The organism is Prochlorococcus sp. MIT 0604, assembly GCF_000757845.1.
Lineage (GTDB): Bacteria > Cyanobacteriota > Cyanobacteriia > PCC-6307 > Cyanobiaceae > Prochlorococcus_A.
This window is the reverse complement of record NZ_CP007753.1, coordinates 789,141-815,516: the sequence shown is the minus strand read 5'-3', so window position 1 is coordinate 815,516 and position 26,376 is coordinate 789,141. Positions and strand designations below refer to the sequence as shown.

Below are 26,376 nucleotides of genomic sequence, written 5' to 3'. Positions count from 1 at the left end.
AATGGAATTTATTATATTTTTAAGCAAATTAGATAAAGAGATTCTTGACTTATTAATAAAAGCAAACTATGAAGTTGAAGAAAATAAAATTGAATGCCTATTAAATAAAGAAATAAAGGGACTACATAATTTTGTAGAAAATAAAATAATAATATGTACTGAAAATGCAAAAAGGAAAACAAATTATAGAAATGAAAAACAACAACCAAATAAAGACAACTTCAAAACAAAACTGGCAATAAGAAAGGCATTAAGACATGAAGCAACTCATGCTATACAAAAATGTAATAAGAATAAGACAGTAGGTGATATAAAAAATTTAGAAGCTAAATTACATCAAAGTAAGAGGAGGTCATTAGAGTTCTCAACTTCCAATTTTTCTGGAACTTATGCAAAAGAAGTAGAAGCTTATATTCTTGAAAACAAGCCCAAAAAGGTAAAAAATATGATTAAAAAATACTGCTTATAAATTTAAATAAAATATGTTAGCTAGCAATAAAATTACCACAGCGTTGTTTATCTAAAAAACTTATATGTTGTCTTTCTAAATAATATAGTTCCTGAAATTTAATCGCGTCTGAGTTTAAATCCTTAAAGAGATCATCTATCTCTTTATTAGTTTCTGAAGAACCTGAAGAATTATCAATTAAAATAGAAATACAATTTTCTAAAGTTTTTAATCTTTGTGATCCCCAAGATTCGATCAAGTGTCTACATCTTTTTAATGAATTATATTTTTCAAGAAGTGATAAAGTTCCAAGTAAATTATCTTTAGGATTACTAAGCAATGTTAAAAACAACTCATTTGGATTAACAAAATTATTAATTTTATTTGATAATTCAGGATTATAAAGAGCTAAGTGATCAGTAAGAAGTGAAATTAAGTCAATAGCAAAAAACTCTTTTTGAAGATTTAGACTATTAGATTCTTTTAATTCATTTAAATAATTAAAACCTAAATTATCTTGTTCAATTTTGGAAATAGATTCCCATAAATTTTGAATATGATTAGTATTAAAACCATTAATTTCTCTTTTGAGAAATTCATCGCGAATAAATAAACGAAGATCAGGACAATGCAAATAATAAAAGATAATTTCCGATTCATTTTTTTCACGCCGAGAAATTTCATTTGGTTGTTCAAATTTTTTTGATCTACCATGCCAACGAAATCCCTTAACTTGATTTCTTAAATCTTGTTCGAACTGTATCGCTAACCTTGCTTGACCCTTACTTAATCGTTCGGAAACTTTTTGTAAGTAATGAGTTCTTGTTGATGAATGAGGTAATTTGCTCAACAATTTTACCAATAATGAAATAACACTTTGGAAATTTTCAGACTTAGTTAAGTCTTTATCTTTAAAGATCTGATCAATCTCCCAATCAATCCAAAAGGATGAATTATCAATTAGATTAAAATAATCTTCTGAAGTATGACTATTCAAAAATTCGTCAGGATCTTTAAAATCATTAAGTTGAAGTATCTTAAGATTAATTTGATCATGGAGAGATAAGCTTTCGACTTCTTTTATTACTCTTTTTGTAGCTAATATTCCTGCATTATCAGAATCAAAATTTAATATTATATTTTTATTATCTGTACATCTACATAGTTGGGAAATTTGATATTTATTTAATGCGGTGCCGAGGGAAGCAACAGAATTAGTTATACCTTTTGAATGGAGAGCTATTACATCAAAGTATCCTTCAACAATAATAGCTTTATCTCTTTTTCTAATATTGCTAGATGCTTTTTCAAATGCAAATAACATTTTCCCTTTTTCAAATATCTCTGATTCAGGAGAATTAAGATATTTGGGTTCCTTTCCATCAAGTGATCTTCCACCAAAGGCAACCACACGTCCCTGCATATCAAGTATTGGAACGATTAATCTATTTCTAAAGCGATCATAAATCTTATCAGTATTATCCTTAGAAATTGCAAGACCTGAAGCCAATATTAGATTATTAGGAAATTTTTCAATCTTTGAAAGATAGTTAAATAAATCATTCCATGAATTTGGTGCAAAACCTAATTCAAAGTCATCAATAATTTTATTACTCAAGTTTCTCTTTTTTGTTAAATATTTCATAGCTTCAACACCTAGAGAATTATTTAATTGAGACTTAAACCAATTTTTAGTGACTCTTAATATTTTATAAAGTTCCTCCTTTCTAGATAATTGTTTTTTATAAGCTTCTACTTGGGGACCCTCAAGATTTTCAACATTAATATTATTCTTCTTAGCAAGAGAAAGTACCACATCAGAAAAATTTGCACGAGTAAATTCCATTAAAAACTTAATAGAGTTACCACCAGCACCACAGGAAAAACAATAATAGAATTGCTTACTTGGTGATACTGTCATAGATGGCTTAGTATCATCATGAAAAGGACAAATCCCAACGAATTCTTTGCCTTTCTTCTTAAGAACAATATGTTCAGATATAACGTCAACAATATCTGCTTTTTCCTTAACCTCTTGAATAGTTCTTGGGTGTATAGAATGAACCATTGAGATTTGAATCAAAAATAAATAATGACTTATTTGTTATAGGTCAAAATCAAATAAGAATCTACTTAATTTCACAAAAACCTATTTTTTCATAATGAAAAATATCGAAGAATTAGAAAAAAGATTTAATTCTTTAAATAAGTATAATTTAGTATTTGCTTCATTCTTCTTCAGTTTGATGACTTTGTGCGTAAAAAATATTGATAAAAGGATACCTATTTATGAATTAGTTTTATTCAGATCATTGTTAAGTTTAATAATTACATTATTCATAATTAAGTTAAAAAATATAAATCCTTGGGGCAAAAATAGACCCTTACTGATCTTAAGAGGTTTTTTAGGAACTCTAGCGTTAGTTTGTATTTTTTATGCTATCAGAAATATGCCTCTTAGTATTTCTACTGTCATTCAGTACACATATCCTATTTTTATATCTATATTTGCTGGCATATTTATAAACGAAAGAATAACTCGTAATATAATTTTTGCATTAATTATTGGCTGGATTGGAATATTAGTAATCTTGAATCCAAGCCAATTATCAAATATAAACGTTGAAATTGAAAATATTTCGATTTCGATAGCATTTCTTGGAGCAATCTGTACTGCATTAGCTTACGTAACAGTTAGGAAACTTTCATTTACTGAAGATGTATATGTAATTATTGAATATTTTCCACTTGTTTCTTTTATAACTTTATTGCCAATTGTATTAATTAACTGGGTTACCCCAAATTGGCATGAAATAATTTGGATAATTGGGATTGGCTTATTTACTCAATTAGGTCAGACTTTCTTAACTATAGGATTAAAAAACTTACCTGCTTCTGAAGCTTCAACAATTAACTATTTACAAGTATTATTTGGGTCAATTTGGGGGATTTTATTTTTTAGTGAAATTATAAACATAAATTTTTTATTAGGTGCCTCACTAGTTTTATTAGGAACTATTATATCCACTACCAAAATAATCAAAAGGACATAGAATATAGATATTGGCATTTAAAAAAAGTGAAATTTTTCTATTTAGCTTTATTGTTTTGTTTTTCTCCTATTGTTCAAGTTAATGCGACAACCCCAAAGTCAGTAACTTGTACAAGAACCGAATATAGAGAGGAGTACATCCCCGGAACGCAATCAAACCCAGGCTACGTAAAAAGTTATGAAGTAGATGTTGTAATACCTTGTGGAGGTCAAAGCAAAGTTGAAAAAATAGATGATAATGACTGTAGTGAAGGATCTGTTATTGGGGGTATTCTTGGTGCCGGAATAGCACTATCCTCCTCTAGAGGGAAAGACAGATTTTGGGCTGTCCCTGCTGGCGGAACAGCGGGAGCACTAATTGGATGTCAGGTGGATGGTGGTTAATTGATTAGTTGGATAAATGGAGATTTGGTTGAATTATGGCAATCTAATCAAAAATTTTTTATTTTAATAAATTGTCAAGGATTAGGATACGAAATACAAATATTAAAATCCTTCTTTCTCAAATTAAAAACAAATCAAATATCAAATAAAAACATAACTCTTTGGATAAAACATATTAAGAAAGAAGATTCAGATTTATTATTTGGCTTTACGTCAAAAGAACAAAAGAATTTCTTTATTGAAATTTTAAGTATTAGAGGTGTTGGATCTCAAATTAGTATGGGGATATTAAATAAATTATCAATTAATGAAGTAATAAATGCAATAAAAACTCAAAACAAAAATTTAATTTGTTCCGTACCTGGTATAGGACAAAAAATGAGTGATAGATTAATTTTAGAATTAAAAAGTAAATTTAAAAGTGAAATTCTATTTGAAGCAGAAAAAAGTAAAAATGAATTAGAAATTAAGGATCCTGAAATTAATAAAATGATGGAAGACCTTCAGTTAACCCTTCAATCATTAAATTACAAAAATAAAGAAATCAAGACTATTTTACCCATTATTGTTAAAGAAATAGATCTCCCTGCTAAGAAACAAAATAATTTATCATTTGAAAATCTATTAAAATTAGCTATGAATTATCTTGATAAGGATAGTAGTAATTTAGCTAGATGACGTAGTATCATAGGATAAAAGAAAAAATTTTATGTCATTAGATACAGCTGAAAAACAAAAGCTGATTGAAACTCATCAAGTACATCCAACTGATACAGGTTCAGCTGAAGTGCAGGTAGCAATGCTTTCTAAAAGAATATCGAAATTAAGTGACCACCTTCAAGGAAACATACATGATTTCGCTTCAAGGCAAGGATTATTAAAAATGATTGGTAAAAGGAAAAGATTACTAACTTACATAAAAGACAAAAATGTTCAGAAATATCAAGAACTAGTCAAGAAAATTGGAATCAGAGGATGATCTCAATTAATGAAAAAAAAGCAATCTAAAAAAAAGACACAAAATAAAAAGAAAAAAAATTATTCTGAGACAACTGCTTTCGCTAATCTAGAAAAAACATCTAATACTATAACTACACCAAAGCGATCCTCAACCGGCATACCTAAATATGTCGCAGATAGAATGGCAAAAAGAATATTTTTTACAGCTGGAATACCGACAATATTAGGAATGTCTGTTTTTGTTGTTAGCTATATTATCGTTACTAGAAATATTGCCGAAATACCACCTTCCTCAACAATTGCTATTTCAGCATTGTTTTTCTTGTTAGGTCTAGCAGGATTAAGTTTTGGAATATTATCAGCTAGTTGGGACAAAGAGCCTGGATCTTTTTTTGGTATTGAAAACATTCCAATGAACATACAACGTGCAAAAGATGCCTTCAAACCTGCTACTCAAAATTTTGAAGATAAAAGTTAATCTAGGAAACTAAAGATTTCAAATTAAATTGGAATGATTTATCTTCTAATAATTTGCATGCGCCTTGAATATCTCCAATACAGAATTGTTCCCCAAATTTAACGTAGGTGACAATATTTCTATTTCTTACAGCAGCTAAAACTGGTATCTTGATTCCACATCTTCCTTGATCTGGTTTAAATTTAATTAAACAGTCTCTCAAAGTATTTTGTACTCTTACATCTGATGCTTGATAACTTTCAAGATTAATAATTAGCAATTTAAGATTATCGATTTCTCTACAATCATCAATTATTAATTGAGTCTTATCACTTTTTTTATCAATTGTTCCCCATACCAATAATCTAGTATCAGTCAGAAGAAACTCTGATAACCTGACATAAGTTTTTGGAAAAACTATTGCTTCGCAACTTCCAGAAAGATCTTCTAACTGAACTATAGCCATCCTATCTCCTTTTCTCGTTGTGATTTGCTTTATATCAGGTATCATTGCAACTAAAGAGACTTTGGTCCTATCTTTTGTCTCTTCTAACTGCGAAATGCTTACAGGAGATATAAGTTTTGCTGGCTTAGTTAAATGTTTTAGAGGATGGTCAGATAAATAAAAGCCTAATAGCTGTTTTTCTAACTTTAACTTCTCAATAAGTGAATAATCATCAACCTTAGCTAATTGTGAATCTGAAAAAGCAACATTAGAAAATTCTTCTTTAGAGTCAAATAGATTTCCTTGCCCAGATAATCTATCACGATTTCTTGAAGAGGCCCACTCAATAACATGTTCTAGATCTGACAATAACTGAGCTCTATTATTATCATTTGAAAATTCATCTAGTGCTCCACAATGAATTAGAGATTCAAGACTTCTTTTGTTGAGAACATTAGAAGGCAAACGATCGCACAAATCTGATAATGAGTTAAAGATTCCAAAACAATTTCGGTTTTCAATTATGTTTCTTATTGCAGAATCTCCTAAATTCTTAATTGCAGATAGACCGAATAAAATCTGATTATTCTTAATAGTGAAATCAACCCCCGAAAAATTAATGCTTGGTGAAATAACTTCTATTCCCATGGAATAACAATTAGAAATATATCTTTGCATCTTGTCGCTAGATCCAGAATTTACGCTTAGAAGGGCTGCCATATATGCAACAGGAAAATGGGCTTTTAAAAATGCGGTTTGATAAGTTACAGCACCATAAGCAGTTGAGTGACTTTTATTAAAACAATATTCTGCGAATAAAACCATTTGATCAAAAAGATCATTTGCTAATTTCTCATTTACCCCTTTCTTCATAGAACCGTCTACAAAAATATTCCTATGCTTTACCATTTCAGATACTTTCTTTTTACCCATTGCTCTTCGAAGTAAATCAGCATCACCTAAAGAATAACCGGCTAGGTCTTGAGCAATTTTCATGATTTGTTCCTGATAAACCATAATTCCATAGGTTTCAGTGAGAATTGATTTAATAAAAGGATGGGGGAAATCAACCTTTTCGTTCCCATTTTTTCGGTTTATGAATTTAGGTATAAGACCTGCATCAAGGGGACCAGGTCTATAAAGAGCCAGTATCGAGGAAATATCCTCTAGAGAGCTAGGCTTGAAATCCTTCACCACCTGTTTCATGCCGGAAGATTCAAGTTGAAAAATTCCTTCAAGATCTCCTCTCCCAATTAGATCAAAAGTTTTACAATCATTTTTAGGTAAATCATCAATATTTATTATCTTTCCCGTGGATTGATTAATCAGAGAAACTGTCTTTTCAATCATCGTAAGATTCTTCAGACCCAAGAAATCCATTTTCAATAATCCAAGCGATTCAATATCATCCATGGAATATTGGGTTATTATTTGTCCTTCATTATTCCTTTGAAGAGGTACAAGTTCATCGAGAGGATCTGATGCAATAACAACTCCTGCAGCATGAACCCCATATGTTTTATTAGTCCCTTCAATTCTTAAAGCCAAATCGACCCATTTTTTCACCCTATTATCATTAATATATTTATCCCTAAACTCTTGGCTAGGAGAATTCTTATCAATCATTTCACTGAGTTTATAAGGTTTCCCTCTTACAACCGGTATTAACTTAGCCAATTTATCCGCCTCTCCATATGGTATATCAAGAACTCTTGCAACATCTTTTAAAACTGCCCTAGATGTCATTTTATTGAAAGTAATTATTTGAGCAACTTTATCCTCTCCATAACGATTAGTAACATAATCAATGACTTCATTTCTCCTATCAATACAAAAGTCGGTATCAATATCTGGCATAGACTTTCTAGCTGGATTTAAAAATCTCTCGAACAATAATCCATGCTCAACAGGATCTATATTTGTGATTTGAAGGGCATAAGCTACTAATGAGCCTGCTGCAGAACCTCTACCTGGTCCTACTGGGATAGAGTTATCTCTAGCAAATTTAATGTAGTCCCAAACAACCAAAAAATAATCTGGGAAACCCATATCTTTTATAATTTTCAATTCAGAAGTTAGTCTTTTTTTATAGTTCTCATCAACTTCTGAAAGATCATTTTTTTTAAGTCTTTTTAAAAGACCTTCGTTAGATAATTGAGTAAGGAAAGAAAATGAATCTGTATCTATATTAAGAGGGAATTTTGGCATTCTATAATTACCAAACAAATCAAATTCTTCAACTTTTTGAGAAATTTCTACAGTATTATTCACTGCCTCATTAATTGATTCATCATCAATATGATCTTTAAAGAGTTCAAGCATTTCATTTTCACTTTTAATATATTCTGTACCGGTATATCTCAATCTTTTTTCATCACTTATTAGTTTTCCTGTTAATACACAAAGCAATGCATCATGTGCTTCAACATCCATATTTGATAGGTAGTGAGCATCATTGGTAGCGATTACTTTTATTTGGTGCTTCTTCCCAATTTTTATCAATTCAACGTTAACAATTCTATCTTCAATAGAGCCATGATCTTGTATTTCTAGATAAAAATCATCTGCAAATAATTTTTTATACCAAAGAGCTATATCCTCTGCTACGTCTAATCTATCTTTTAAAATAGCCTGAGGTATCTCTCCACCGAGACAAGCTGTGGAAACAATAAGACCATCACTATATTTACTTAAAAGAGATTTATCAATACATGGTCTAGAAAAAATACCTCGACCTCTCATACCATTTAGGTGACTAATTGTTGTTAACTTCACTAGATTCTTATAACCAGTATAATTTTTGGCTAACACTACCAAATGATATCTTTTTTCTTTTTTAGGTTGAGGATCATCAATAGAACCATTAATCACGTACATTTCATTACCAATAATTGGTTTTATGCCTTTCTCTTTACACTTCTTGACCAAATCAAGAACACCATACATAACTCCATGATCAGTAAGTGCTATAGATTCCATTCCAAGATCAGTAGCTCTATCTACAATTTTTGAAATTTGACTAGCTCCGTCAAGCAAGCTGTAGTCACTATGATTATGAAGCGGAACGAAACCCATATTCAAATAATTTATATATATAAGATAGAGAAAATTTCTAAAAGATCTATACTTTGTGGTTACAAATTAATTATTAATACAAATTTATAATAAAGGTCTATTCTTAATTACCTGAGCATCAATTTCGAAGATATTTGCGGCGTTCAATATTCTGTCCTCTTCTAAAACATTGCCTATTAATTGCAATCCAATAGGTAATCCTTTAGTATCAAACCCACAAGGAATACTTATAGCTGGGAGACCTGCTAAATTAACAGGAACAGTTAATAGATCAGACAAATACATTGAAAGTGGATCATTGACAAAATCTCCCTTCAAAAAGGCTGTTGTTGGGCAAGTTGGAGTCAATAAGACATCTGCTTTCTTAAAAGAATTATCAAAATCTCTTCTAATAAGTGTCCTAACTTTTTGTGCTTTTTTGTAATATGCATCACTGTATCCAGCTGACAAAGCATAAGTTCCTATCAAAATTCTTCTTTGCACTTCATCTCCAAAACCTTCAGCTCTACTTTTTGAAGTCATATCAATAAGATTTGAACCTTCATTCGACCTGAAGCCATATTTAACTCCATCATATCTAGCTAAATTTGCTGAGGCTTCAGATGGTGCGATGACATAATATGTCGCAATTCCATCGTTAAATCTAGGACATTCAACTTCAATAATTTCAGCTCCTAAAGTTTTAAATCTATCAACTCCAGAAAGAACACATTCCTTAACTTCTGGATTAAGACCAGGGTGCTCAAAACATTCTTTAATGATTCCAACTTTTAAACCCTTTATAGATTTATTTAAATCAGTCAAATAATTTGGAACTGGCTTATCAAGACATGTTGAGTCAAAGGCGTCTTTACCAGATATTACAGAAAGGATTTCAGCAGCATCTGAAACTGTATTTGTAATTGGGCCAATTTGATCAAGAGAGCTAGCAAATGCTACCAGTCCCCATCTACTAACTCTGCCATAAGTAGGTTTAAGACCTACGACACCACAAAAAGAAGCTGGTTGCCTTATTGATCCTCCAGTATCAGAACCTATAGCTGCCGCACAAAATCCAGCGGCAACTGAAGCAGCACTACCTCCTGAACTCCCTCCTGGCACTCTATTAATATCCCAAGGATTTGAAGTGACACCAAAGACAGAAGTTTCCGTTGAACTACCCATTGCAAATTCGTCTAAATTTGTTTTTCCTAAACAAATTCCCCCTGAAGACCATAATTTACTAGAAACTGTAGATTCATAAGGTGCAACAAAGCTTTTGAGCATTTTACTTGCACAAGTTGTTGCAACTCCTTTTGTGCAAATATTATCCTTTATTGCTATTGGAATCCCTGCGAGAGGAGGAAGTTTCTTTTTATTTTGTATTAATTTATCAATGTTCTCTGCTTGAGCAATAGCATTATCTTTTGTAGTACAAATATATGAGTTAATTTCAGGATCTTTATGATCGATTTTGGCAAAAAAATCATTAACTAATTCCTTAACGGAAGCATTATTGCTAATAATTTCCTTTCTTAAAGAATTAAAATTCATTTCTTAATTTACTTCTAAAAATTAAAGTTATCAAATAGTTAGTGGTTCTTCTTTTTTGCATCTGACAAAGCTATGTTTAATATTTTTAGACCCTTCATCAGATAGATCTTTAATAAAAGAAGAAATATTTTCTTTTAAACTACGTTTAGTAATAAATGGACCGAACCAGTAAGTTCCATGAGGCTGATCTGTCTCAATTTTAGCCCACCAAGCTAATCCGAGTTTGTTTCCAAAGTTTCTTATCAAATTTTATTGGCCCTTTAGACCATTAATTCTTGTTAAATTCTATACAATTTTGTAGTGAAAATTCAATAAAATTTTATTAATCATAAAAATATATTGAAACAACAACATTCTAGAAGTCTTAAGTAACACTGATTAGTAACAAATAAGATCATCTACTTGTCAAGTGAAATAGTGATATAGCGGCCGCCACAGATGCATTTAAACTTGAAGTCTTACCTTTGAGTGGAATTCTTAATAGAAAATCGCATTTTTTTTGACTAAGCAAAGAAATCCCTCTATCTTCAGAGCCGACTATAACTACCAAGGGAGATTTTTCTAGAAAATTTGAGATAGATAATTGACCATCTCCAGATAAGCCAACAACAAGAAAACCATTTTTCTTAAGTTCCTCAAGTGCCCTATTTAAGTTAACAACTCTACTTACTTGCAAGTGTTCTAAGGCTCCTGCAGCTACTTTAGCGACTGTACCAGTCAATCCAGCAGATCTTCTTTGAGGAATAATTATGCCTTTGCAACCAAATGCTTCCGCTGATCTTATAATCGCACCAACATTATGTGGATCAGTTATACCATCTAATGCTAAAAGTATTGGATTTGCACAGTTGTGTTTAGAAAAATCGATTAATTGCTCTAAGGATATTGTTTTGGAGCATGCCAACTGTAATGCTACACCTTGATGTGAAGCACCATAAGTCAATTGCGAAAGCCTATTCCAAGAAACTTCTTCAATAAGGACACCTTTTGATTTAAGGTCCTTGAGCAAAATATAGAATTTGTCTGAAGAAAAGATTTCTGAAGTACACCAAATCCTATTAATAGATCTATCGCTACTAAGAGCCTCATAAACTGAATGTTTTCCCCATATCCAATCATCAAAATTCCTCTTATTAGTAAACTCTTGATATGTATTATGTTTGTTGTTGGAAAATTCTGAATTTGATTTAAATTTTGGTTTCAATCTATTTAAAGATGAAAAAGTATTATTCGTTTCTTTTTTATTAAAATTTTCAGCATTCTTATTTTTTGCAGAATTGTTCAAAAATCTATCATTTTTTTCCGTACGATTTATACTTTTTGAATAATTACCATAATCTGAATTTTTTTTATAATTTTTATTATTTTTTCCAGAAATATTTTTTTTAGGGGACTTTTTCATAGTTTCAATTCATTTTTAATTCTAAATATTCAAAAAGTGTTGATAATCTTTGAGGATCTTTTAAAAATAGCCAACCAATAAGAGTTTCAAAACCAGTTGCTCTGGAGTATATGGTGGGGTCTGAAGATCTTTGATATCTCTTAGTTTTATTTCTAGCACGCCTAATTAGATCCATTTCATTTGAATTTAATAAATGTTCAATTTGACTTAATGATTTTGACTGAGATTTTGCTTTTACTTCGTTTACTACAGATAAATGAAGGTCTTTAGATTTTAAAGGAAAATGAACATGCCTTAGTCTTTGGTGGAGCTCCCATACCGAATCTCCAAGCCAAGCAAGTTGAATAACCCCTATATCTTCGGGAGTTCCATATGGAACCAAGTTTTGAATCCAATAATTCAATTTTTTAAATAATTTAAGGCATCTTCAAGGCTTGACTTCAAGTTAAGAAAATCCCCTAATCGAACAAGTTTAATTGTTTGAGCCACTCTCGAATTGCCAACGACAGAGAACCCAAGTTTCGACTTTTTGCATTCTTTAGCAGTCTGAACAAGTGCTCCAAGACCCGAGGAATCTAAAAAATCTATTTTTGTAAGGTCGATAACAAACGGAAACTCATTTTTTAAGTTATTAGTTACAAAAGTCTTAAATTGTTTTTCTGAGAAAGCATCAAGTTGACCTTTAAAAGTAAACACAATAGTGTTTGTTTTAACCTCAAGGTTTCCTCTTAAAGAAACCGTTAACTTCTGGAAATCTTCTATGATCTAATACCTCCAAAAAATTAATTTATCAAATGTAATTATCAAATCAAAAGAAAACAATATGTCAACATCTTTCTAACATTAGAGAAACAAATTTTTTAAATAAATAATCTGAATCATGAGGGCCAGGTCCTGCTTCTGGATGATATTGCACACTAAAAATTGGCTTATTATTAACTTCTAAGCCAGCCACAGTATTATCGTTAAGGTTGTAGTGGGTTATCCTAACTATATCCTTTGAGAGAGAATTAGGGTCAATAGCAAAACCATGATTCTGACTAGTAATCTCAATTTTATTATTTTCACCACAAGGGTGATTTAAACCACGATGTCCAAAAGTTAATTTGTATGTTGAGCCTCCTAATGCTAATCCAAATATTTGATGGCCAAGGCAAATACCAAACATAGGTATTTCACCATATTCAATAAGAGATTTTGCTAAATCTATACCTTCAGAAACAGAAGAAGGATCGCCTGGACCATTTGAGAAAAATATACCATCCGGCTTATTCGATAAAACATCTTTTAGAGAAGATCTAGAAGGTAAAACTAAAACTTCACAACCATGTGATACAAGTCTATTTAGAATTGAATTTTTAATTCCAAAATCAATTGCCACTATTTTTAATTTTTTAGACGATTCAGGATATCTTTTTCTCAAATCAAAAATTGTTTGTGTATGACTTTTCCATAAATATTGTTGCTTTGTTGAAACTACTTTTGATAAATTCAAACCCTCCATCTTTGGCGTATCATTAATTATTTTTAAACAACTTTCATCAGATTTATCTAAAGAGGTAATAATTCCATTCATCGCACCATTAGATCTTAAAATTTTAACTAGAGCCCTTGTATCAATTCCATAAAGACCTATGATATTTTTTTCTACTAACCATTGATTAAATTTCTTTTTTGATCTCCAATTGCTGTTATTAGATGAAAAATTTCTAACAATTATCCCCTTAACATTAATATTAGATTCTGAATCTTCAAAATTAATACCAGTATTTCCAATCTCCGGGAAAGTGAATGTTAATATCTGACCATAATAACTTGGATCAGTAATAACTTCTTGATATCCTGTCATTCCAGTATTAAAAACTATCTCACCACTGGCTGTACCAGAAGCACCAAAAAAGAATCCTGGAAATACAATTCCATTACTTAATACTAATTTCGCGTTTTTCTTATATGGATTAATCATCAATTTGAAATTAATTAATCTGTAGATAAATAATTTTTTAAGAGTAAAAACTTTTTCCAAGGATCTCCTTGATTAATAGAAAATAAAGCTTTATTAAATCCTTCATTTAAATCATCCTCAATTCCTGCGGCCCAAAGCACTAAAGCAGCATTAAAGGCAACAACATCTTTATGTGCTTTTTGTCCAGAACCATTTAAAACAGACTTTAATATTTCCTCGTTGGACTCAATATCAGAAACAACAAGCTTTTCATTAGAAATATTTTCATGATTAAAATCTGAAATATTTATTTCTGAAAACCGTAATTCACCATTTTCAACAAGCACTAATTTATTTTCTCCTTGAAGAGAAGCTTCATCAAGGCCGCCAGAGCCATGAACAACTATTGCTCTATTCATGCCCATTTTTAAAAGCGCGCTTCCCATAGGTTTTAAAAGATCCTCAGAAGCAACACCCAAAACTTGCGCATTGGGTCTTAAAGGATTTACCAATGGTCCAAGTTGATTAAATATTGTCCTTATTCCAAGGGTCTTTCTTAATGGAGCAAGTTTTATTAAAGATTTGTGCCAAACAGGTGCAAACAAAAAAGTTATTCCAATTTCACTTATGGCTGAGATTATTTTTTCTAATGAACAATTTAAATTCAAACCAAGATTCAACAAAACATCAGCAGAGCCAACTTTTCCACTAGCGCTTTTATTTCCGTGTTTAGCTATTTTTACCCCACAAGATGCAGCTACAAATGCTACTGCAGTAGAAATATTAAATGTATTAGCTCCATCCCCTCCTGTTCCACAAGTATCCACCAAATACAAATTTGGCCTTGCTATTGGCAATTCGCAAACATTTAATAGTTCCTCAGCCATAGAACTTAGTTCTATACCTGTAGAGCTTTTAGCTCTCAAAGCGCTCAAAAACGCTCCTGTTTCAACATCTGAAATTTCATCATTAAGCCATCTTTGCATTAAAGATCTAGAAGTTAAATCATCAAGGTTCCTTCCCTCTAACAAATTATTTAAGATTTCAGCGTTTGATAAATTGGAAAACATTTAATTATTGAAGAAAAATTATGAAAAAATTTAATCTGAGGTATCAAAACTTGAGCCAATTAAATCTTTATTAGTATTTGAGGGCCTAAAGTTTCTTGACCAAATATTCTTTGTATTTGAAAAAAGTTGATTTTTAGTGATTTTCCAAAATTTTAAAATTTTTTCAATATCATTTTTAATTTCAATTTCTCCAGGGAAATTGTTATAGCGATTTATTAATCTAGCTAAATTTATATAGTCAAGTTCTTCTGGCGTTTTTTTTGTGATAAGGGAATCTATAATACTCTTGTCGGTTTCATGTAATGGATGAGTTTGTTCGTTACCCATAAATAAATACTGAATCATTTATAAAATTAGCTCACATATCCAAAAATGAAACATTATCTTAATCATATGGGCAAAATAAAATGAAAAATTTAAACATAAAAGTTATAGCTAAATACCTTAGACCCTACAAAAAAGAATTCTTATATGGAGCTTTAGCTCTCTTGGTAGTAAATATATTAAGTGTTGTAATACCCTTAGAAGTAAAAAATATAATTGACCAACTACAAATTGGGTTTTCCTCTGACTTTGTTATTTCTAAATCTTTGTGGTTAATATTTTTAGCAACTTTAATGGGTTTAATAAGATTATTTTCAAGACAGATTGTCTTCGGTATAGGTAGAAAAGTAGAGGTAAATCTTCGTCAAAAACTTTTTGAACATTTACTAATTCAAGATCCAGATTGGATCCAAGAGAAAGGAAGTGGAGACATTATTAGCAGAGCTACAAGCGATGTTGAAAATATAAGAAGACTATTAGGCTTTACTGTTTTAAGCCTGTGCAACATTGTATTAGCTTATTCATTCACTATTCCTTCAATGTTTGCGATTAATAAAACATTAACAATATCAGCTTTAATGATATTTCCATTAATCCTTGGAATTGTAAGTCTATTCGGCGGCAGAATGGTTAAACAAAGAAAAGCTCAACAAGAATCATTATCAAAACTTAGTGATTTAATACAGGAAGATCTTTCTGGCATAAGCGCCATCAAAATTTATGCCCAAGAAAATGCTGAGAAAAAAGAATTTAACATATACAATAATTCTTATCGAAATTCAGCTATAAAACTTGCAAGAACAGCTAGTACCCTATTCCCTTTGTTACAAGGTATTTCCTCAATTTCATTATTGATTTTATTATCATTAGGATCTTTCCAACTAGAGAGTGGATTTATTTCGATAGGTGGTTTAGTAGCTCTAATTCTTTACGTAGAAAGACTTGTCTTCCCTACGGCTCTATTAGGTTTTACCTTAAATACTTTTCAACTCGGTCAAGTAAGTTTAGATCGTGTGGAAGAGATCTTTCAGAACAGACCAAATATTGTAGATAGGGCAGAAGCTAAATTATTAAAAAGGAAGATTAAAGGATTTTTAGAAGCAAAAAATTTAACGATAAAGTATCCAGGATCAAAATTTAACTCATTAAATAGTCTTAATTTTAAGATTTATCCTGGAGAACTTATTGCAATAGTTGGCCCAGTAGGTTGTGGCAAGACAACATTAGCAAAATCTCTAGGAAGAACTATTGAAATACCAGACAATCAATTATTTTTAGATGAAATTGATGTAAAAACTCTAAAATTAAATGAACTTAGAAAAAATATTTCAATCGTTCCTCAAGAAGCATTCTTATTTACTTCTACAATTTCAGAAAACCTAAGTTTTGGAGAACCCAAAGCATCTAAAGTTTTAGTTAAAGAAAGCGCTACAAAAGCAGGATTAATTGATGATATCAATAGTTTTCCACAAAGATTTAAAACTATTGTTGGCGAAAGAGGTATTACTTTAAGTGGAGGACAAAGACAAAGAACTGCACTAGGAAGAGCACTACTTGTTAATTCTCCTATTGTTGTTCTTGATGATGCATTAGCAAGCGTAGATAATAAAACAGCAGCAAAAATTATAGATGAAATGAGTGATAGAAGTAATAAAACAATCATCATGATAAGTCACCAACTTTCTGTTGCAGCTACCTGTGATAGGGTTCTAGTAATGGATAAAGGAGAAATAGTACAAGAAGGGTCTCATAAAGATTTAGTAAAAATAAATGGATTATATAAACAACTTTGGGAGAGAGAACTAGCTACAAGAATTGTTAAGAGCTAAAAATAATTTTTTTCTTGTAATATATAGATTTAAATTATGTTTAAATATCTGAAAAAAATCATGAATAATAAGGCGGTAAATTTAACTAATGATCCTTATTCATTACATAGAATATTAAATACAGATATTAAGAAAGATCCTAATAACCAAGAAGATGAAATAATTTTTGGATGTGGATGTTTCTGGGGGGCTGAAAAATGCTTTTGGAAACTTCCAGGAGTTGTCACAACTTCTGTAGGTTATGCTGGTGGCGAAAAAAGCAATCCAACTTATTATGAAGTATGTTCGGGCTTAACTGGTCATTCAGAAGTTGTAAGAGTTATATGGGATAAAAGTGAAATTGATGTAAGTGATTTATTAAAAATGTTTTGGGAATGTCATGACCCTACTCAAAAAAACAGGCAAGGTAATGATATGGGAACCCAATATAGATCAGCAATATATTACAAAAAAGAAAATAATATTAAAACAATATTAGCCAGTAAGAAAGAATATCAAAAGGAACTAAACAAAAAAAATTATGGTTTAATCGAAACGGAAATAAAAATGATTGATTCATATTTTTATGCTGAACAATACCATCAACAATATCTTGCATCAGCTGGAAGCAGGCAGTATTGTTCTGCGTCACCTACAAAAGTTAAGTTAGGAGTTTTTACTGGAAGCAACTATAAATTAGAAGACCATATATGGGAAAACTTTAATTGGGAAGTTGATAAGTGTGTATTGAGATCTGATAACAATCCTATAAAGAATAACATTTAAATCAAACTTATCTTTATAGTTAAGATACGGGGCGTAGCGCAGTTTGGTAGCGCACCACTTTGGGGTAGTGGGGGTCGTGGGTTCAAATCCCGCCGTTCCGATTACTTATCATCTTCATTTATAAGGGATTTGTATAGTTTATATGAACTTATGCCTACTGCTATGAATGTAAAAGAAGAAAAAAAAGCTAAAACCAATATAGTTAAATTTGAGACTTCCACTTCACCTAGTTGGAAAGATATAAAAATGTCCATTAGAAAGAATTTTTTAAAACCTTAACACAATTGCAAAATTTTTTTTTCAAATCCAATTATAAATTCAAAAGAATTACCACACCAAAAATAACTCGATAGATAATAAATATTTTCAACCCATTGGAAGAAAAATACTTTAATAAAAAATCTATAGCTAATAAAGATGACAAAAATGTCGTAATGAGACCAACAAAAAGAGGGAGAAAACCTAATGAATAAAAATCATTTATAGAAGAAATAAGCTCAACAATTGCAGCAAGAGAGATAGCTGGCATTCCTAAAAGAAAAGAAAATTTCGCAGCATCGCCTCTTTCCCATCCAGATATTAGAGCGCTAGAAATAGTAATCCCCGATCTTGAAACACCTGGGAAAATGGCAAATGCCTGAAAGAAACCTATAAAAAAACTATCTGAATAATTATGATTATTAATATTAATAGAACCTCTTTTCGAACTATCTGCCAAGTACATAAAAAAAGCCATTAGAAATGAGACCAATGCTATTGATAAATTTGAACGAAGAACATTTTCAAAAAAAGAAGAGAAAAATATTTTTATACTCCCACCAAGCAAAACAATTGGAATTGTACCAATCAAAATAGACCTTAATAATCTTTCATGTAAGAGATATTCAAGAAATTTTTTGGAAGATTGACTTCTGAAATTAAAAATATCATTTCTAAAATACCAAGCTATTGCTAAAACACTTCCAAGTTGAATAGTAGCGGACAAAGATGCTCCAGGATCATCAATACCTAAAAAAAGAGAAATAACTTTTAAATGAGCTGTACTACTTACAGGAATAAATTCTGTCAAACCTTGAATTAATCCATATAAAATAAATTTTAAATATTCCAAAAAAATTATTAAATCACCTAATTAATTAATAGCAATTTACATTTAAAAATTAAAAGCTAGTATAGAAAAATGAAAAAAAAATCAATTTTAATTTTATTTTTTCTTTTTTCCTTAATCTTTTCTGATTCTGCGAGAGCTAACTATTGGTTAATAATTGGAACTTATAGACAAGGACCTGGAAGAAGGCCAGAGGTCAGTGGAATAACAAGTCCCTCGTTACATTCTATTCCCATGAAAGACTTAGATACTTGTAATAAGGCTGGCGAAAAAATTACTAATGAAATATACAAACCTGTTTGGCAATTTGATAGTAGATGGACGTGTGTATTTAGAGGTGATTAGTAATAAAGTTACCTTTTAACATCGTGAGCACAACCATCTCCCTTATAATTCTCACTCTCGTAAAAATCATTTTTTGTCCCAAAATAAACTGATAATAAAACGAAAGGTAAGCTTAATATAAATAAAATAGTAGTTAAATCCATAGTGTGAACATATTATTAAAGGTTATGAAAATTTAAAATTACAATTTTTGAATTAACTCGTGATTAATAATCTGTGGGTCCTTTAATACCAAGATAAAAGAAGGCTCCTAAACCAACTAAAAGTAAAACTCCAGCAATAGCTGCAGAAGGAACAAAACCCCCTATTGCAAAGGAAGAAAGATAATACATCTATAAAACTAAATCTAGTTAGATGATATCAATAAAAAATAGGTATTTGTAAAAAATTTTGACTCGAAGACAATTACACAATATCTTTCTAAGCCACTAAAGTCGAATCCTCGTTATCTGCAGAAATTCTTATTCTCTCTTCCAACTTGGGACCATATAATTCATTTCCCCAAATTTCAACTCTTGAATCATTTGGAGCCATAAAAGTAAGAATGTCAGTTGGAAATAAAACTCTTTCTAAGAAAAAATTAGATGGGCCAATACATCTCAATACAACCATCCTACAGCCTTCATTTTTGTAAGAAAACTCAACCATCCCTAAACAGCAAAATATGTTCAATTAAACACTATTAAGAACTTAAAAAAATGTATAAAAAATTACTGAAAAAAAAAGAAGTTTGGAAAATGCTACAAATTCAACGCAGCCTCGACTAAATTTCTTTCTTGATCAATTAATAATAGCGCGTAGGATTTTATAACATCAAAACTTTCATGAGGAATTGAGACATTAAGCATTCTCAAGAAATTAGATAATTTTTTATCTTGTAGAGCGTTGCCTTTCTGTAAAAACATTTCTTTTTCCTGATTTGTTTTCCATATGTTCATATACTCCATCTTCAAAGGCTTTAAGTGCCAAATATTGTCGATTAAAGTCCAAATATCTAAATATTCTTTTAGGTTATTTTGAATTTTCAATACATAAGATGATTCATGAAGACTCAAATTAGTTGAATTTATGGTTCGATCATTTATGTCATTAGGATAAGGTTTAATTCCCAAAAACCATCCCTCAAGAATTAATAAATCAGGATTATCTAATCTCCAATGAGATCTATCTCCTAGACCATTTCTTAAAGATTTATCAAAAACTGGTACATTTAATTCTCCATTTATCTTCCAATTTAATAATGTTTCATACATTAATTTTACTGAGTGACTACCAGGAAATCCTCTTGAAACATTCCAAGGGTTATTCTTAATTGCTAATTTCATTTCATTTGATGGGAGGTAAAAGTCGTCAATTGAAATAACCGCAATTTTGAAATTTAATTTTAACGATATAGCTTCGAGCCATTTACCTAGTGTTGTTTTCCCTGTACCAGGTAAAGCTGAGATTCCAATTATTTTTCTATCAAAAAAGTTATTTTGAAATTTATAAGCCTGAGATAAAAGAGGTAAAGCCAAACCCCAAATCCAATCATCATTTACTTTATTGTTCCAATATTGATCAATTGAAAGAATGTTTTTTTGATTATTCCAAAAATTGAACCAATCATCCAAGGATTCCCAACCAATATCTATAATTAATTTTTCAAATTTATCAAGAGGAAAATTAATATCTAAATCTTTCATATATCTAACTTAGTTCTCGCTTATTTATCAATTTATTGAGTTCATTTTTCCAACCATATCCATTTGGTTCAGAAGCTAAAGTAAATTTCACTTCCTTTAATTGATCAAGTAAATTTAAGTTAGGTCCATCTATTCCAGGAATAACGATTTTAATATCTGAGTTTAAAAGTAAGGGCAAATCATTTGGAGAGTCACCTAAACCTATAATTTCAATATTTTGAACATTTGAATATTCTTTGAGAGCATTTATTGCTTTACCTTTATTCGATTTTGTAGATAATAAGTGACTCATTCTATTTCCCTTAAAAATATCCACATTGAACTTTTTACAACAGATATTAATTTTCTCTTCTAGATAACTTGGCGGATTTAAAAAAGGCATGCTCCAATGCCTATCACGCATTAAGTTCAATGAGTTGCCTTTTAAACCTGTGAGCTGAGTGGCTTCTTGATTAGTGAGATTATTAAGAGGAGTAAGTTTATAATCGATTTCATCAGAAATAGAATTTAAGATTTCTTCAAGAGATTCGTATTTTATTCCAAGAATAATTTCTCCATTTACTCTGTTAAGAGACTCACCGTATATTGCCGCACCATTCTCGACAATATAAGGATCCGTCAAGTTAAGTTCCTTTCTAATAACTTTTACCTCAGAAGCGGTTTTGCTTGTACAAAGAATTACTGGTATAGATAATTTTTGTAGTTTTTTTATAGTTTTTTTAGCAGGTGATAAATCATATGAGTGATCCATTAAAGTACCATCTACATCACTTACTACCCAAATAGAAGAATTATCTATCATTTTTATAAAGCACTAAGCCAAATTACTTGAAAAGCATCAAGACTAATATTTTTGCAATTGTATTTAGTTGATGTTAAAAAATCATGTGTATTGAAATCATTATCAATTATTTTCGGTAGATCATTATCATTCAATTGATAATTAATTTTATTTTCAGTCATATTATGGATTGCGAAAACAGACTCAGATCCTTTACCTCTTTTGATTACAACAATATCACTTCTACCTTTAGACAAACATTTCATTTCTGAACAAGGGTTAAATTGCTCTAATTTTGACCTGACATCCATAGCATCGCGAAGATATTTTAAGTTTTTATTTGCATTAGATTCAGGATTATTTAAAACGGATAAAAGATTTTCTGATTTAAACTTTTCTCTATTTAGGTCTCTTCTTTGACCTGTCATAGAAAAACTTTTTATATCATTTTCTGAAGCTAGTAATGCCGGTAAATAAAATGCAGGAACACCTTTCAGAGCCATTACTAATAATTGACTCAAAATAAATCTCTCAAATTGAAATCTTTTAGCATCTCTACTGGAGTCTTCCATTGCACTCCACCAACTAATATTCAATTCATAAGGTTTATCATCACCATTTGACAAACGTCTATGACTTACTAATCCACCTCTTTTTTCACAATTAATTAATAAATCTTTAATTCTCTGCTCATTCATTAAACCCTCAAGAGCTCTTAGCCCAACACCATCATGTGATGCAGTGAAATTAAATAAAGTAGTATCTTCAGGTAATATGGGCCAATCAAAAATCCATGAGTTTAGGATATCAGCTCTTGAAGTAATAATTGCCTCTAGGAGAAGAGGGGGCAATGGGAAATTATATGCCATGTGGGCTTCATCATGAGGAATCAGATAAGATAGATTTTCCTTTTGAGGAACATTAGTTTCAGTTATTAAAACTCCCTCATCAAGAAGATTATTTAAAAGAACTCTTAAGAGTTTCACAATTGAATGTGCTTTTGGTAAATGCAAGCAAGTTGTGCCTGATTCCTTCCAAATAAAACCTACAGCATCTAACCTGAACCATTTAATTCCATTAGATAAATAAGTAATAATTAAATTTAAGAATTCAATAGTCATTTTTGGATTATGCCAATTCAAATCTATTTGATCTGGGCCAAAAGTTGTCCAAACTTGTTTAGGACCATTTTCAGTATTTATTTGAGAAAACAATGAAGAACTTCTTGGCCTAACAACATTTGACCAGTCAAGATTTTGTTTTGGTGAAAAAACATTTGATATGCCAGGTTCTTGAGATTTAATAAATTGTTGAACCCATGGGTGAGATGATGAGACATGGTTTAGTACTAAATCAGCCATCAAATCATGATTTTCAGAAATACTTTTGAGATCATCCCAACTACCAAATTTTTCTTCTAAAGAATCATAACTTGAGACTGCAAAACCTCCATCACTTGTAGATTTCAGAAAAGGAAGAATATGTACAACTTTAGAAAGACTGCCAAAATGTTTACTTAACAACTCACCAAGAGTTTTTAATGTTGCCTCGCCATTTTTATAAATACTATCTGCATAAGTTATCAAAACCGAATGAGATTCGTTCCACCTTTCCTTATCTCTTATTTCTTCATAAGCAGATTTCTCTGAGAAATCATCTAAAATCTGTAATAATTGGTTTGAAATAAAATTAATTTCTTCTGTAGTATTATTTGAATAAATTGTTTTTAACAATTTATCAATCAGTAATCTATCTAATTTTTTCTCTGAATCAATTTGCTTCACTTTGAAAAAATCAACGAAGTATTAATACTATTCTGCACATCAATTAGAAAATGGACTTTCAACAAGGTTTAATCACAACAATACATGAATATGGAGTTACAAGAAATTTACTTAAAGAATTAAACAAAAGTCTTAAAAAAAGACCAACTAGTATTTTAATACCTTGCTTATATGAAGAATTTGAACGTCCAGCATTAAAAGACATTAGAGAAGTTTTAAAAGACCTTACAGGCTTAAATGAATTAGTTATCGCGCTCTCTGCAAAAACTGTTCAACAAGTTAAATCAGCAAAATCCTTTTTTGACTCAATGCCATTTCCAGTTCACGTTCAATGGACTAATTCTCCCTCTGTAATAGAACTATTAAAAAGCCAAGAAAAAAATGGATTAGAACTTTTAGGAACTCCAGGTAAAGGTTGGGCTGTCTGGCAAGGCATAGGAGTTGCAACAAGAAGATCTGAAGTTGTTGCTCTTTTTGATGCTGATATAAGAACTTTTAGTCCTTTGTATCCTTCAAGAATGATACTACCACTTCTGGATGAATCATATGGAATATCATATGTAAAGGCTTTTTACAGCAGGTTATCCTTAGAGACTAATCAATTGCAAGGTAGAGCAACAAGATTATTTGTGGGTCCCTTATTGGCTAGTCTTGAGCAGTTAGTAGGGAAGGGTCCCTTTTTACAATATCTTCAATCATTTAGGTATCCATTAGCAGGTGAATTTGCTTTCACTAAAGACCTTGCTATGAATTTACGAATTCCTTGTGACTGGGGTTTAGAGATAGGTTTATTATCAGAGGTTTATAGAAACGTAAGAACCTCGAAAATAGCGCAAGTTGACCTTGGCTTGTTTGATCATAAACACAAGAATATTGGTGATTCATCTAAAGAAGGATTGCAAAAAATGTGTACAGAAATACTTTCAAGTGTTTTAAGAGGCCTCATGGAGCATCAAGCAGAGACCTTAACAAGTACTCAACTAGCAACCTTAGAAGTTCTTTACAAAAGAGTTGGCGAAGATCGTGTAAAACAATTTGGATTAGATTCTGCAGTTAATCAACTTCCATACGATAGGCATGAAGAAGAGCTATCAGTACAAAAATTTGCGAAATTATTGAGACCAGCCACAGAAGATTACTTAGCTTGCCCTACGACACAGCAGTTACCAAGTTGGTCAAGAGTTCTATCTTGTGAGAACAAACTGCAAGAAGATTTGGCAATTGCCGGATCAAAAGATATAAAAACAACTGAAAAAGAATTAATTAAAAACTTCTAAAGTAAAAAGTACCTTTGAGCCATAGGGACTTCATCAAGAGGTTCACAAATAAGAAGTTCACCATCAGAAAAAACTTCATAAGTTTGAGGATCAACCGTAATATTTGGTAATTTACTATTAAGTTTTAAATGTGATTTATTGATATTTCTCGTATTTTCTACGGCAATACATTTCTTTTGTAAGCCTAATGTATTTGGAATATCTTGATCAATTGAATTTTTGCTTAAAAAAGTAAAAGAACTCTTAATTAGAGATTGGCCGTAACTTGCAAACATAGGTCGACCATGTACAGGACCCGGAGTAGGAATTGAAGCATTTGCATCACCCATTTGAGACCAAACTATAGATCCCCCTTTAACAACTAATTCGGGCTTTACTGCAAAAAATGAAGGTTTCCACAATACTAAGTCTGCAATTTTTCCCTTTTCTATAGATCCAACATATTTATTAATACCATGAGCTATTGCAGGATTAATTGTAACTTTAGAGATATATCGCTTTACTCTATAATTATCGTTCCTATCAGAATCCTGTGAGAGAGGTCCTCTTTGCACTTTCATTTTGTGGGCAGTTTGAAAAGTTCTTGTTATTACTTCACCAACTCTTCCCATAGCCTGAGAGTCACTAGCTATGATTGAGAAGGCACCAATATCATGTAGGATATCCTCTGCAGCAATAGTCTCTCTTCTTATCCTTGATTCAGCAAATGCAATATCTTCTGGAATTTTAGAATCTAAATGGTGACATACCATCAACATATCAAGATGTTCTTCAAGTGTATTTCTCGTATAAGGTCTTGTTGGATTAGTACTACTTGGAAGAACATTTTTTTCTCCACAAATTTTAATAATATCTGGGGCATGACCTCCACCTGCACCTTCGGTATGAAAAGTATGAATTGTTCTTCCTGCTATAGCTTTAATGGTATCTTCAACAAAGCCTGCCTCATTTAAAGTATCCGTGTGAATACAAACTTGAACATCAAAGTCATCTGCAACATTTAAACAAGAATTTATTGTAGATGGAGTGGTTCCCCAATCCTCATGAAGCTTCAATCCACATGCACCTGCTTCAACCTGATCAATAAGATTGATCTCGTTTGTTGAGTTTCCTTTTCCAAAAAAACCTAAATTCATGGGAAATGCTTCGGCAGATTGAAGCATTCTTGAAATATGAAAAGAACCAGGAGTACATGTAGTGGCATTTGTTCCAGTTGCAGGTCCAGTTCCTCCTCCTAACATGGTTGTAATTCCGGAGGCTAATGCTGTCTCAATTTGTTGGGGACAGATAAAGTGAATGTGGGTATCTATTGAACCTGCAGTGAGAATATGGCCTTCTCCAGCTATTATTTCTGTTGATGCACCAATAACAATATCGACATTATCCTGGATATCAGGATTACCAGCCTTACCAATTTCAAAAATCATTCCATCTTTTATACCCACATCAGCCTTAATTATTCCCCACCAATCTACGATCAAAGCATTAGTTATTACGGTATCTACAGCTCCATCAGATCTTCTGACTTGAGACTGTCCCATGCCATCTCTAATAACTTTACCTCCACCGAATTTAACTTCATCTCCGTATGTAGTTAAATCCTTTTCTACTTCTATAAAAAGTTCGGTATCAGCAAGTCTTACTCTATCTCCAGTAGTGGGTCCGTAAGTTTGCGCATAAGTATTTCTGTCAATTTTATAGGACATA

General features: G+C 31.1%; 27 protein-coding genes and 1 tRNA gene. 11 read left to right on the top strand and 17 right to left on the bottom strand.

The genetic code is table 11. From position 1 onward, the window contains the following. Position 1: 1 nt before the first annotated feature. Positions 2-469 carry a hypothetical protein gene (locus EW14_RS04510; RefSeq protein WP_042850313.1) on the top strand — a complete coding sequence of 156 codons (468 nt, stop codon included), beginning with the start codon at positions 2-4 and terminating at the stop codon, positions 467-469. Between the two features lie 16 nt (positions 470-485). Here EW14_RS04510 and dnaG read toward each other — a convergent pair whose 3' ends face one another. Beyond that, positions 486-2,516, bottom strand: coding sequence for a DNA primase (gene dnaG / locus EW14_RS04505; protein WP_042850312.1), 2,031 nt, complete (start codon positions 2,514-2,516; stop codon positions 486-488). 94 nt (positions 2,517-2,610) lie between these two features. Between dnaG and EW14_RS04500 the strand changes: the two genes are divergently transcribed. The 5 genes from EW14_RS04500 to EW14_RS04480 are packed head-to-tail and all read left to right on the top strand — an operon-like array spanning position 2,611 to position 5,322. Continuing rightward, positions 2,611-3,501, top strand: a complete 891-nt coding sequence (locus EW14_RS04500) for a DMT family transporter (protein WP_042850311.1) — start codon at positions 2,611-2,613, stop codon at positions 3,499-3,501. A 26-nt stretch (positions 3,502-3,527) separates the two neighbouring features. After that, positions 3,528-3,884: a glycine zipper 2TM domain-containing protein gene (locus EW14_RS04495; RefSeq protein ID WP_042850310.1), complete on the top strand. Its 357-nt coding sequence runs from the start codon at positions 3,528-3,530 to the stop codon at positions 3,882-3,884. Continuing rightward, on the top strand, positions 3,885-4,562 hold the full coding sequence (gene ruvA, locus EW14_RS04490) for a Holliday junction branch migration protein RuvA (RefSeq protein WP_042850309.1): 678 nt from the start codon (positions 3,885-3,887) through the stop codon (positions 4,560-4,562). Between the two features lie 31 nt (positions 4,563-4,593). Continuing rightward, complete coding sequence (gene rpsO, locus EW14_RS04485; RefSeq protein ID WP_042850308.1) at positions 4,594-4,863, top strand: 30S ribosomal protein S15; 270 nt, start codon at positions 4,594-4,596, stop codon at positions 4,861-4,863. A 9-nt stretch (positions 4,864-4,872) separates the two neighbouring features. Beyond that, positions 4,873-5,322, top strand: a complete 450-nt coding sequence (locus tag EW14_RS04480) for a PAM68 family protein (protein ID WP_042850307.1) — start codon at positions 4,873-4,875, stop codon at positions 5,320-5,322. Position 5,323: 1 nt separating this feature from the next. On the opposite strand, the gene EW14_RS04475 is transcribed toward EW14_RS04480, so the two are convergent. From EW14_RS04475 to EW14_RS04435, 9 genes are all read right to left on the bottom strand, one after another. Then, positions 5,324-8,821, bottom strand: a complete 3,498-nt coding sequence (locus EW14_RS04475) for a DNA polymerase III subunit alpha (RefSeq protein WP_042850306.1) — start codon at positions 8,819-8,821, stop codon at positions 5,324-5,326. 84 nt (positions 8,822-8,905) lie between these two features. Then, positions 8,906-10,354, bottom strand: a complete 1,449-nt coding sequence (gatA, locus tag EW14_RS04470) for an Asp-tRNA(Asn)/Glu-tRNA(Gln) amidotransferase subunit GatA (protein WP_042850305.1) — start codon at positions 10,352-10,354, stop codon at positions 8,906-8,908. A gap of 30 nt (positions 10,355-10,384) precedes the next feature. Then, positions 10,385-10,600 carry a DUF1816 domain-containing protein gene (locus EW14_RS04465; protein WP_042850304.1) on the bottom strand — a complete coding sequence of 72 codons (216 nt, stop codon included), beginning with the start codon at positions 10,598-10,600 and terminating at the stop codon, positions 10,385-10,387. 148 nt (positions 10,601-10,748) lie between these two features. After that, entirely contained in the window at positions 10,749-11,756 is a 1,008-nt protein-coding gene (gene rlmB / locus EW14_RS04460; RefSeq protein ID WP_042850303.1) for a 23S rRNA (guanosine(2251)-2'-O)-methyltransferase RlmB, read from the bottom strand. A gap of 4 nt (positions 11,757-11,760) precedes the next feature. Continuing rightward, positions 11,761-12,159 carry a ribonuclease III domain-containing protein gene (locus EW14_RS04455; protein ID WP_042850302.1) on the bottom strand — a complete coding sequence of 133 codons (399 nt, stop codon included), beginning with the start codon at positions 12,157-12,159 and terminating at the stop codon, positions 11,761-11,763. After that, positions 12,156-12,518, bottom strand: a complete 363-nt coding sequence (locus tag EW14_RS09855) for an STAS domain-containing protein (protein WP_369794281.1) — start codon at positions 12,516-12,518, stop codon at positions 12,156-12,158. Before EW14_RS09855 ends, EW14_RS04455 begins: the two co-directional genes overlap by 4 nt. A 64-nt stretch (positions 12,519-12,582) precedes the next feature. Then, positions 12,583-13,722, bottom strand: coding sequence for a glutamine-hydrolyzing carbamoyl-phosphate synthase small subunit (gene carA, locus EW14_RS04445; RefSeq protein WP_042851306.1), 1,140 nt, complete (start codon positions 13,720-13,722; stop codon positions 12,583-12,585). Positions 13,723-13,736: 14 nt separating this feature from the next. Continuing rightward, a complete protein-coding gene (trpD, locus tag EW14_RS04440) occupies positions 13,737-14,771 on the bottom strand; it encodes an anthranilate phosphoribosyltransferase (RefSeq protein WP_042850301.1) in 1,035 nt (344 codons plus the stop codon). A gap of 30 nt (positions 14,772-14,801) precedes the next feature. Next, positions 14,802-15,098 carry a DUF3288 family protein gene (locus EW14_RS04435; protein ID WP_042850300.1) on the bottom strand — a complete coding sequence of 99 codons (297 nt, stop codon included), beginning with the start codon at positions 15,096-15,098 and terminating at the stop codon, positions 14,802-14,804. An 80-nt stretch (positions 15,099-15,178) separates the two neighbouring features. On the opposite strand from EW14_RS04435, the gene EW14_RS04430 reads away from it, so the two are divergent. The 3 genes from EW14_RS04430 (at position 15,179) to EW14_RS04420 (ending at position 17,790) form a co-directional block, all read left to right on the top strand. Then, on the top strand, positions 15,179-16,924 hold the full coding sequence (locus EW14_RS04430) for an ABC transporter ATP-binding protein (protein WP_042850299.1): 1,746 nt from the start codon (positions 15,179-15,181) through the stop codon (positions 16,922-16,924). 36 nt (positions 16,925-16,960) lie between these two features. Beyond that, positions 16,961-17,689 carry a peptide-methionine (S)-S-oxide reductase MsrA gene (gene msrA / locus EW14_RS04425; RefSeq protein WP_042850298.1) on the top strand — a complete coding sequence of 243 codons (729 nt, stop codon included), beginning with the start codon at positions 16,961-16,963 and terminating at the stop codon, positions 17,687-17,689. Between the two features lie 27 nt (positions 17,690-17,716). Next, a tRNA-Pro gene (locus EW14_RS04420) sits at positions 17,717-17,790 on the top strand. 209 nt (positions 17,791-17,999) lie between these two features. Here EW14_RS04420 and EW14_RS04415 read toward each other — a convergent pair. Then, the gene (locus tag EW14_RS04415; RefSeq protein WP_042850297.1) at positions 18,000-18,800 is read right to left on the bottom strand and encodes an undecaprenyl-diphosphate phosphatase; all 801 of its coding nucleotides are present in this window, start codon (positions 18,798-18,800) and stop codon (positions 18,000-18,002) included. A gap of 69 nt (positions 18,801-18,869) precedes the next feature. Between EW14_RS04415 and EW14_RS04410 the strand changes: the two genes are divergently transcribed. Further along, entirely contained in the window at positions 18,870-19,142 is a 273-nt protein-coding gene (locus tag EW14_RS04410; protein WP_042850296.1) for a hypothetical protein, read from the top strand. A 206-nt stretch (positions 19,143-19,348) separates the two neighbouring features. On the opposite strand, the gene EW14_RS10605 is transcribed toward EW14_RS04410, so the two are convergent. The 5 genes from EW14_RS10605 to EW14_RS04390 form a co-directional block, all read right to left on the bottom strand. Further along, complete coding sequence (locus EW14_RS10605; protein WP_255347400.1) at positions 19,349-19,474, bottom strand: hypothetical protein; 126 nt, start codon at positions 19,472-19,474, stop codon at positions 19,349-19,351. Positions 19,475-19,562: 88 nt separating this feature from the next. Then, positions 19,563-19,790: a DUF1830 domain-containing protein gene (locus EW14_RS04405; protein ID WP_011862870.1), complete on the bottom strand. Its 228-nt coding sequence runs from the start codon at positions 19,788-19,790 to the stop codon at positions 19,563-19,565. Between the two features lie 92 nt (positions 19,791-19,882). Continuing rightward, positions 19,883-20,827, bottom strand: coding sequence for a kinase (locus EW14_RS04400; protein WP_042850294.1), 945 nt, complete (start codon positions 20,825-20,827; stop codon positions 19,883-19,885). 4 nt (positions 20,828-20,831) lie between these two features. Next, entirely contained in the window at positions 20,832-21,629 is a 798-nt protein-coding gene (yedP, locus tag EW14_RS04395; protein ID WP_042850293.1) for a mannosyl-3-phosphoglycerate phosphatase-related protein YedP, read from the bottom strand. Positions 21,630-21,631: 2 nt separating this feature from the next. Further along, the gene (locus EW14_RS04390; RefSeq protein ID WP_042850292.1) at positions 21,632-23,392 is read right to left on the bottom strand and encodes a sugar phosphorylase; all 1,761 of its coding nucleotides are present in this window, start codon (positions 23,390-23,392) and stop codon (positions 21,632-21,634) included. A 50-nt stretch (positions 23,393-23,442) separates the two neighbouring features. Between EW14_RS04390 and EW14_RS04385 the strand changes: the two genes are divergently transcribed. Then, positions 23,443-24,669, top strand: a complete 1,227-nt coding sequence (locus EW14_RS04385) for a glycosyl transferase (RefSeq protein WP_042850291.1) — start codon at positions 23,443-23,445, stop codon at positions 24,667-24,669. On the opposite strand, the gene ureC is transcribed toward EW14_RS04385, so the two are convergent. Then, positions 24,666-26,375, bottom strand: a complete 1,710-nt coding sequence (gene ureC / locus EW14_RS04380) for an urease subunit alpha (protein WP_042850290.1) — start codon at positions 26,373-26,375, stop codon at positions 24,666-24,668. The two genes, EW14_RS04385 and ureC, sit on opposite strands and share 4 nt — an antisense overlap. Position 26,376 lies beyond the last annotated feature (1 nt).

What these genes read in the sequence shown, in the direction of transcription:
- EW14_RS04510 (WP_042850313.1), top strand. Translation starts at nt 2, where the DNA reads ATGGAATTTATTATATTTTTAAGCAAATTAGATAAAGAGATTCTTGAC.
- dnaG (WP_042850312.1), bottom strand. Translation starts at nt 2,516, where the DNA reads ATGGTTCATTCTATACACCCAAGAACTATTCAAGAGGTTAAGGAAAAA.
- EW14_RS04500 (WP_042850311.1), top strand. Translation starts at nt 2,611, where the DNA reads ATGAAAAATATCGAAGAATTAGAAAAAAGATTTAATTCTTTAAATAAG.
- rpsO (WP_042850308.1), top strand. Translation starts at nt 4,594, where the DNA reads ATGTCATTAGATACAGCTGAAAAACAAAAGCTGATTGAAACTCATCAA.
- EW14_RS04480 (WP_042850307.1), top strand. Translation starts at nt 4,873, where the DNA reads ATGAAAAAAAAGCAATCTAAAAAAAAGACACAAAATAAAAAGAAAAAA.
- EW14_RS04475 (WP_042850306.1), bottom strand. Translation starts at nt 8,821, where the DNA reads ATGGGTTTCGTTCCGCTTCATAATCATAGTGACTACAGCTTGCTTGAC.
- gatA (WP_042850305.1), bottom strand. Translation starts at nt 10,354, where the DNA reads ATGAATTTTAATTCTTTAAGAAAGGAAATTATTAGCAATAATGCTTCC.
- rlmB (WP_042850303.1), bottom strand. Translation starts at nt 11,756, where the DNA reads ATGAAAAAGTCCCCTAAAAAAAATATTTCTGGAAAAAATAATAAAAAT.
- carA (WP_042851306.1), bottom strand. Translation starts at nt 13,722, where the DNA reads ATGATTAATCCATATAAGAAAAACGCGAAATTAGTATTAAGTAATGGA.
- trpD (WP_042850301.1), bottom strand. Translation starts at nt 14,771, where the DNA reads ATGTTTTCCAATTTATCAAACGCTGAAATCTTAAATAATTTGTTAGAG.
- EW14_RS04435 (WP_042850300.1), bottom strand. Translation starts at nt 15,098, where the DNA reads ATGGGTAACGAACAAACTCATCCATTACATGAAACCGACAAGAGTATT.
- EW14_RS04430 (WP_042850299.1), top strand. Translation starts at nt 15,179, where the DNA reads ATGAAAAATTTAAACATAAAAGTTATAGCTAAATACCTTAGACCCTAC.
- msrA (WP_042850298.1), top strand. Translation starts at nt 16,961, where the DNA reads ATGTTTAAATATCTGAAAAAAATCATGAATAATAAGGCGGTAAATTTA.
- EW14_RS04410 (WP_042850296.1), top strand. Translation starts at nt 18,870, where the DNA reads ATGAAAAAAAAATCAATTTTAATTTTATTTTTTCTTTTTTCCTTAATC.
- EW14_RS10605 (WP_255347400.1), bottom strand. Translation starts at nt 19,474, where the DNA reads ATGTATTATCTTTCTTCCTTTGCAATAGGGGGTTTTGTTCCTTCTGCA.
- EW14_RS04405 (WP_011862870.1), bottom strand. Translation starts at nt 19,790, where the DNA reads ATGGTTGAGTTTTCTTACAAAAATGAAGGCTGTAGGATGGTTGTATTG.
- EW14_RS04400 (WP_042850294.1), bottom strand. Translation starts at nt 20,827, where the DNA reads ATGAAAGATTTAGATATTAATTTTCCTCTTGATAAATTTGAAAAATTA.
- yedP (WP_042850293.1), bottom strand. Translation starts at nt 21,629, where the DNA reads ATGATAGATAATTCTTCTATTTGGGTAGTAAGTGATGTAGATGGTACT.
- EW14_RS04385 (WP_042850291.1), top strand. Translation starts at nt 23,443, where the DNA reads ATGGACTTTCAACAAGGTTTAATCACAACAATACATGAATATGGAGTT.
- ureC (WP_042850290.1), bottom strand. Translation starts at nt 26,375, where the DNA reads ATGTCCTATAAAATTGACAGAAATACTTATGCGCAAACTTACGGACCC.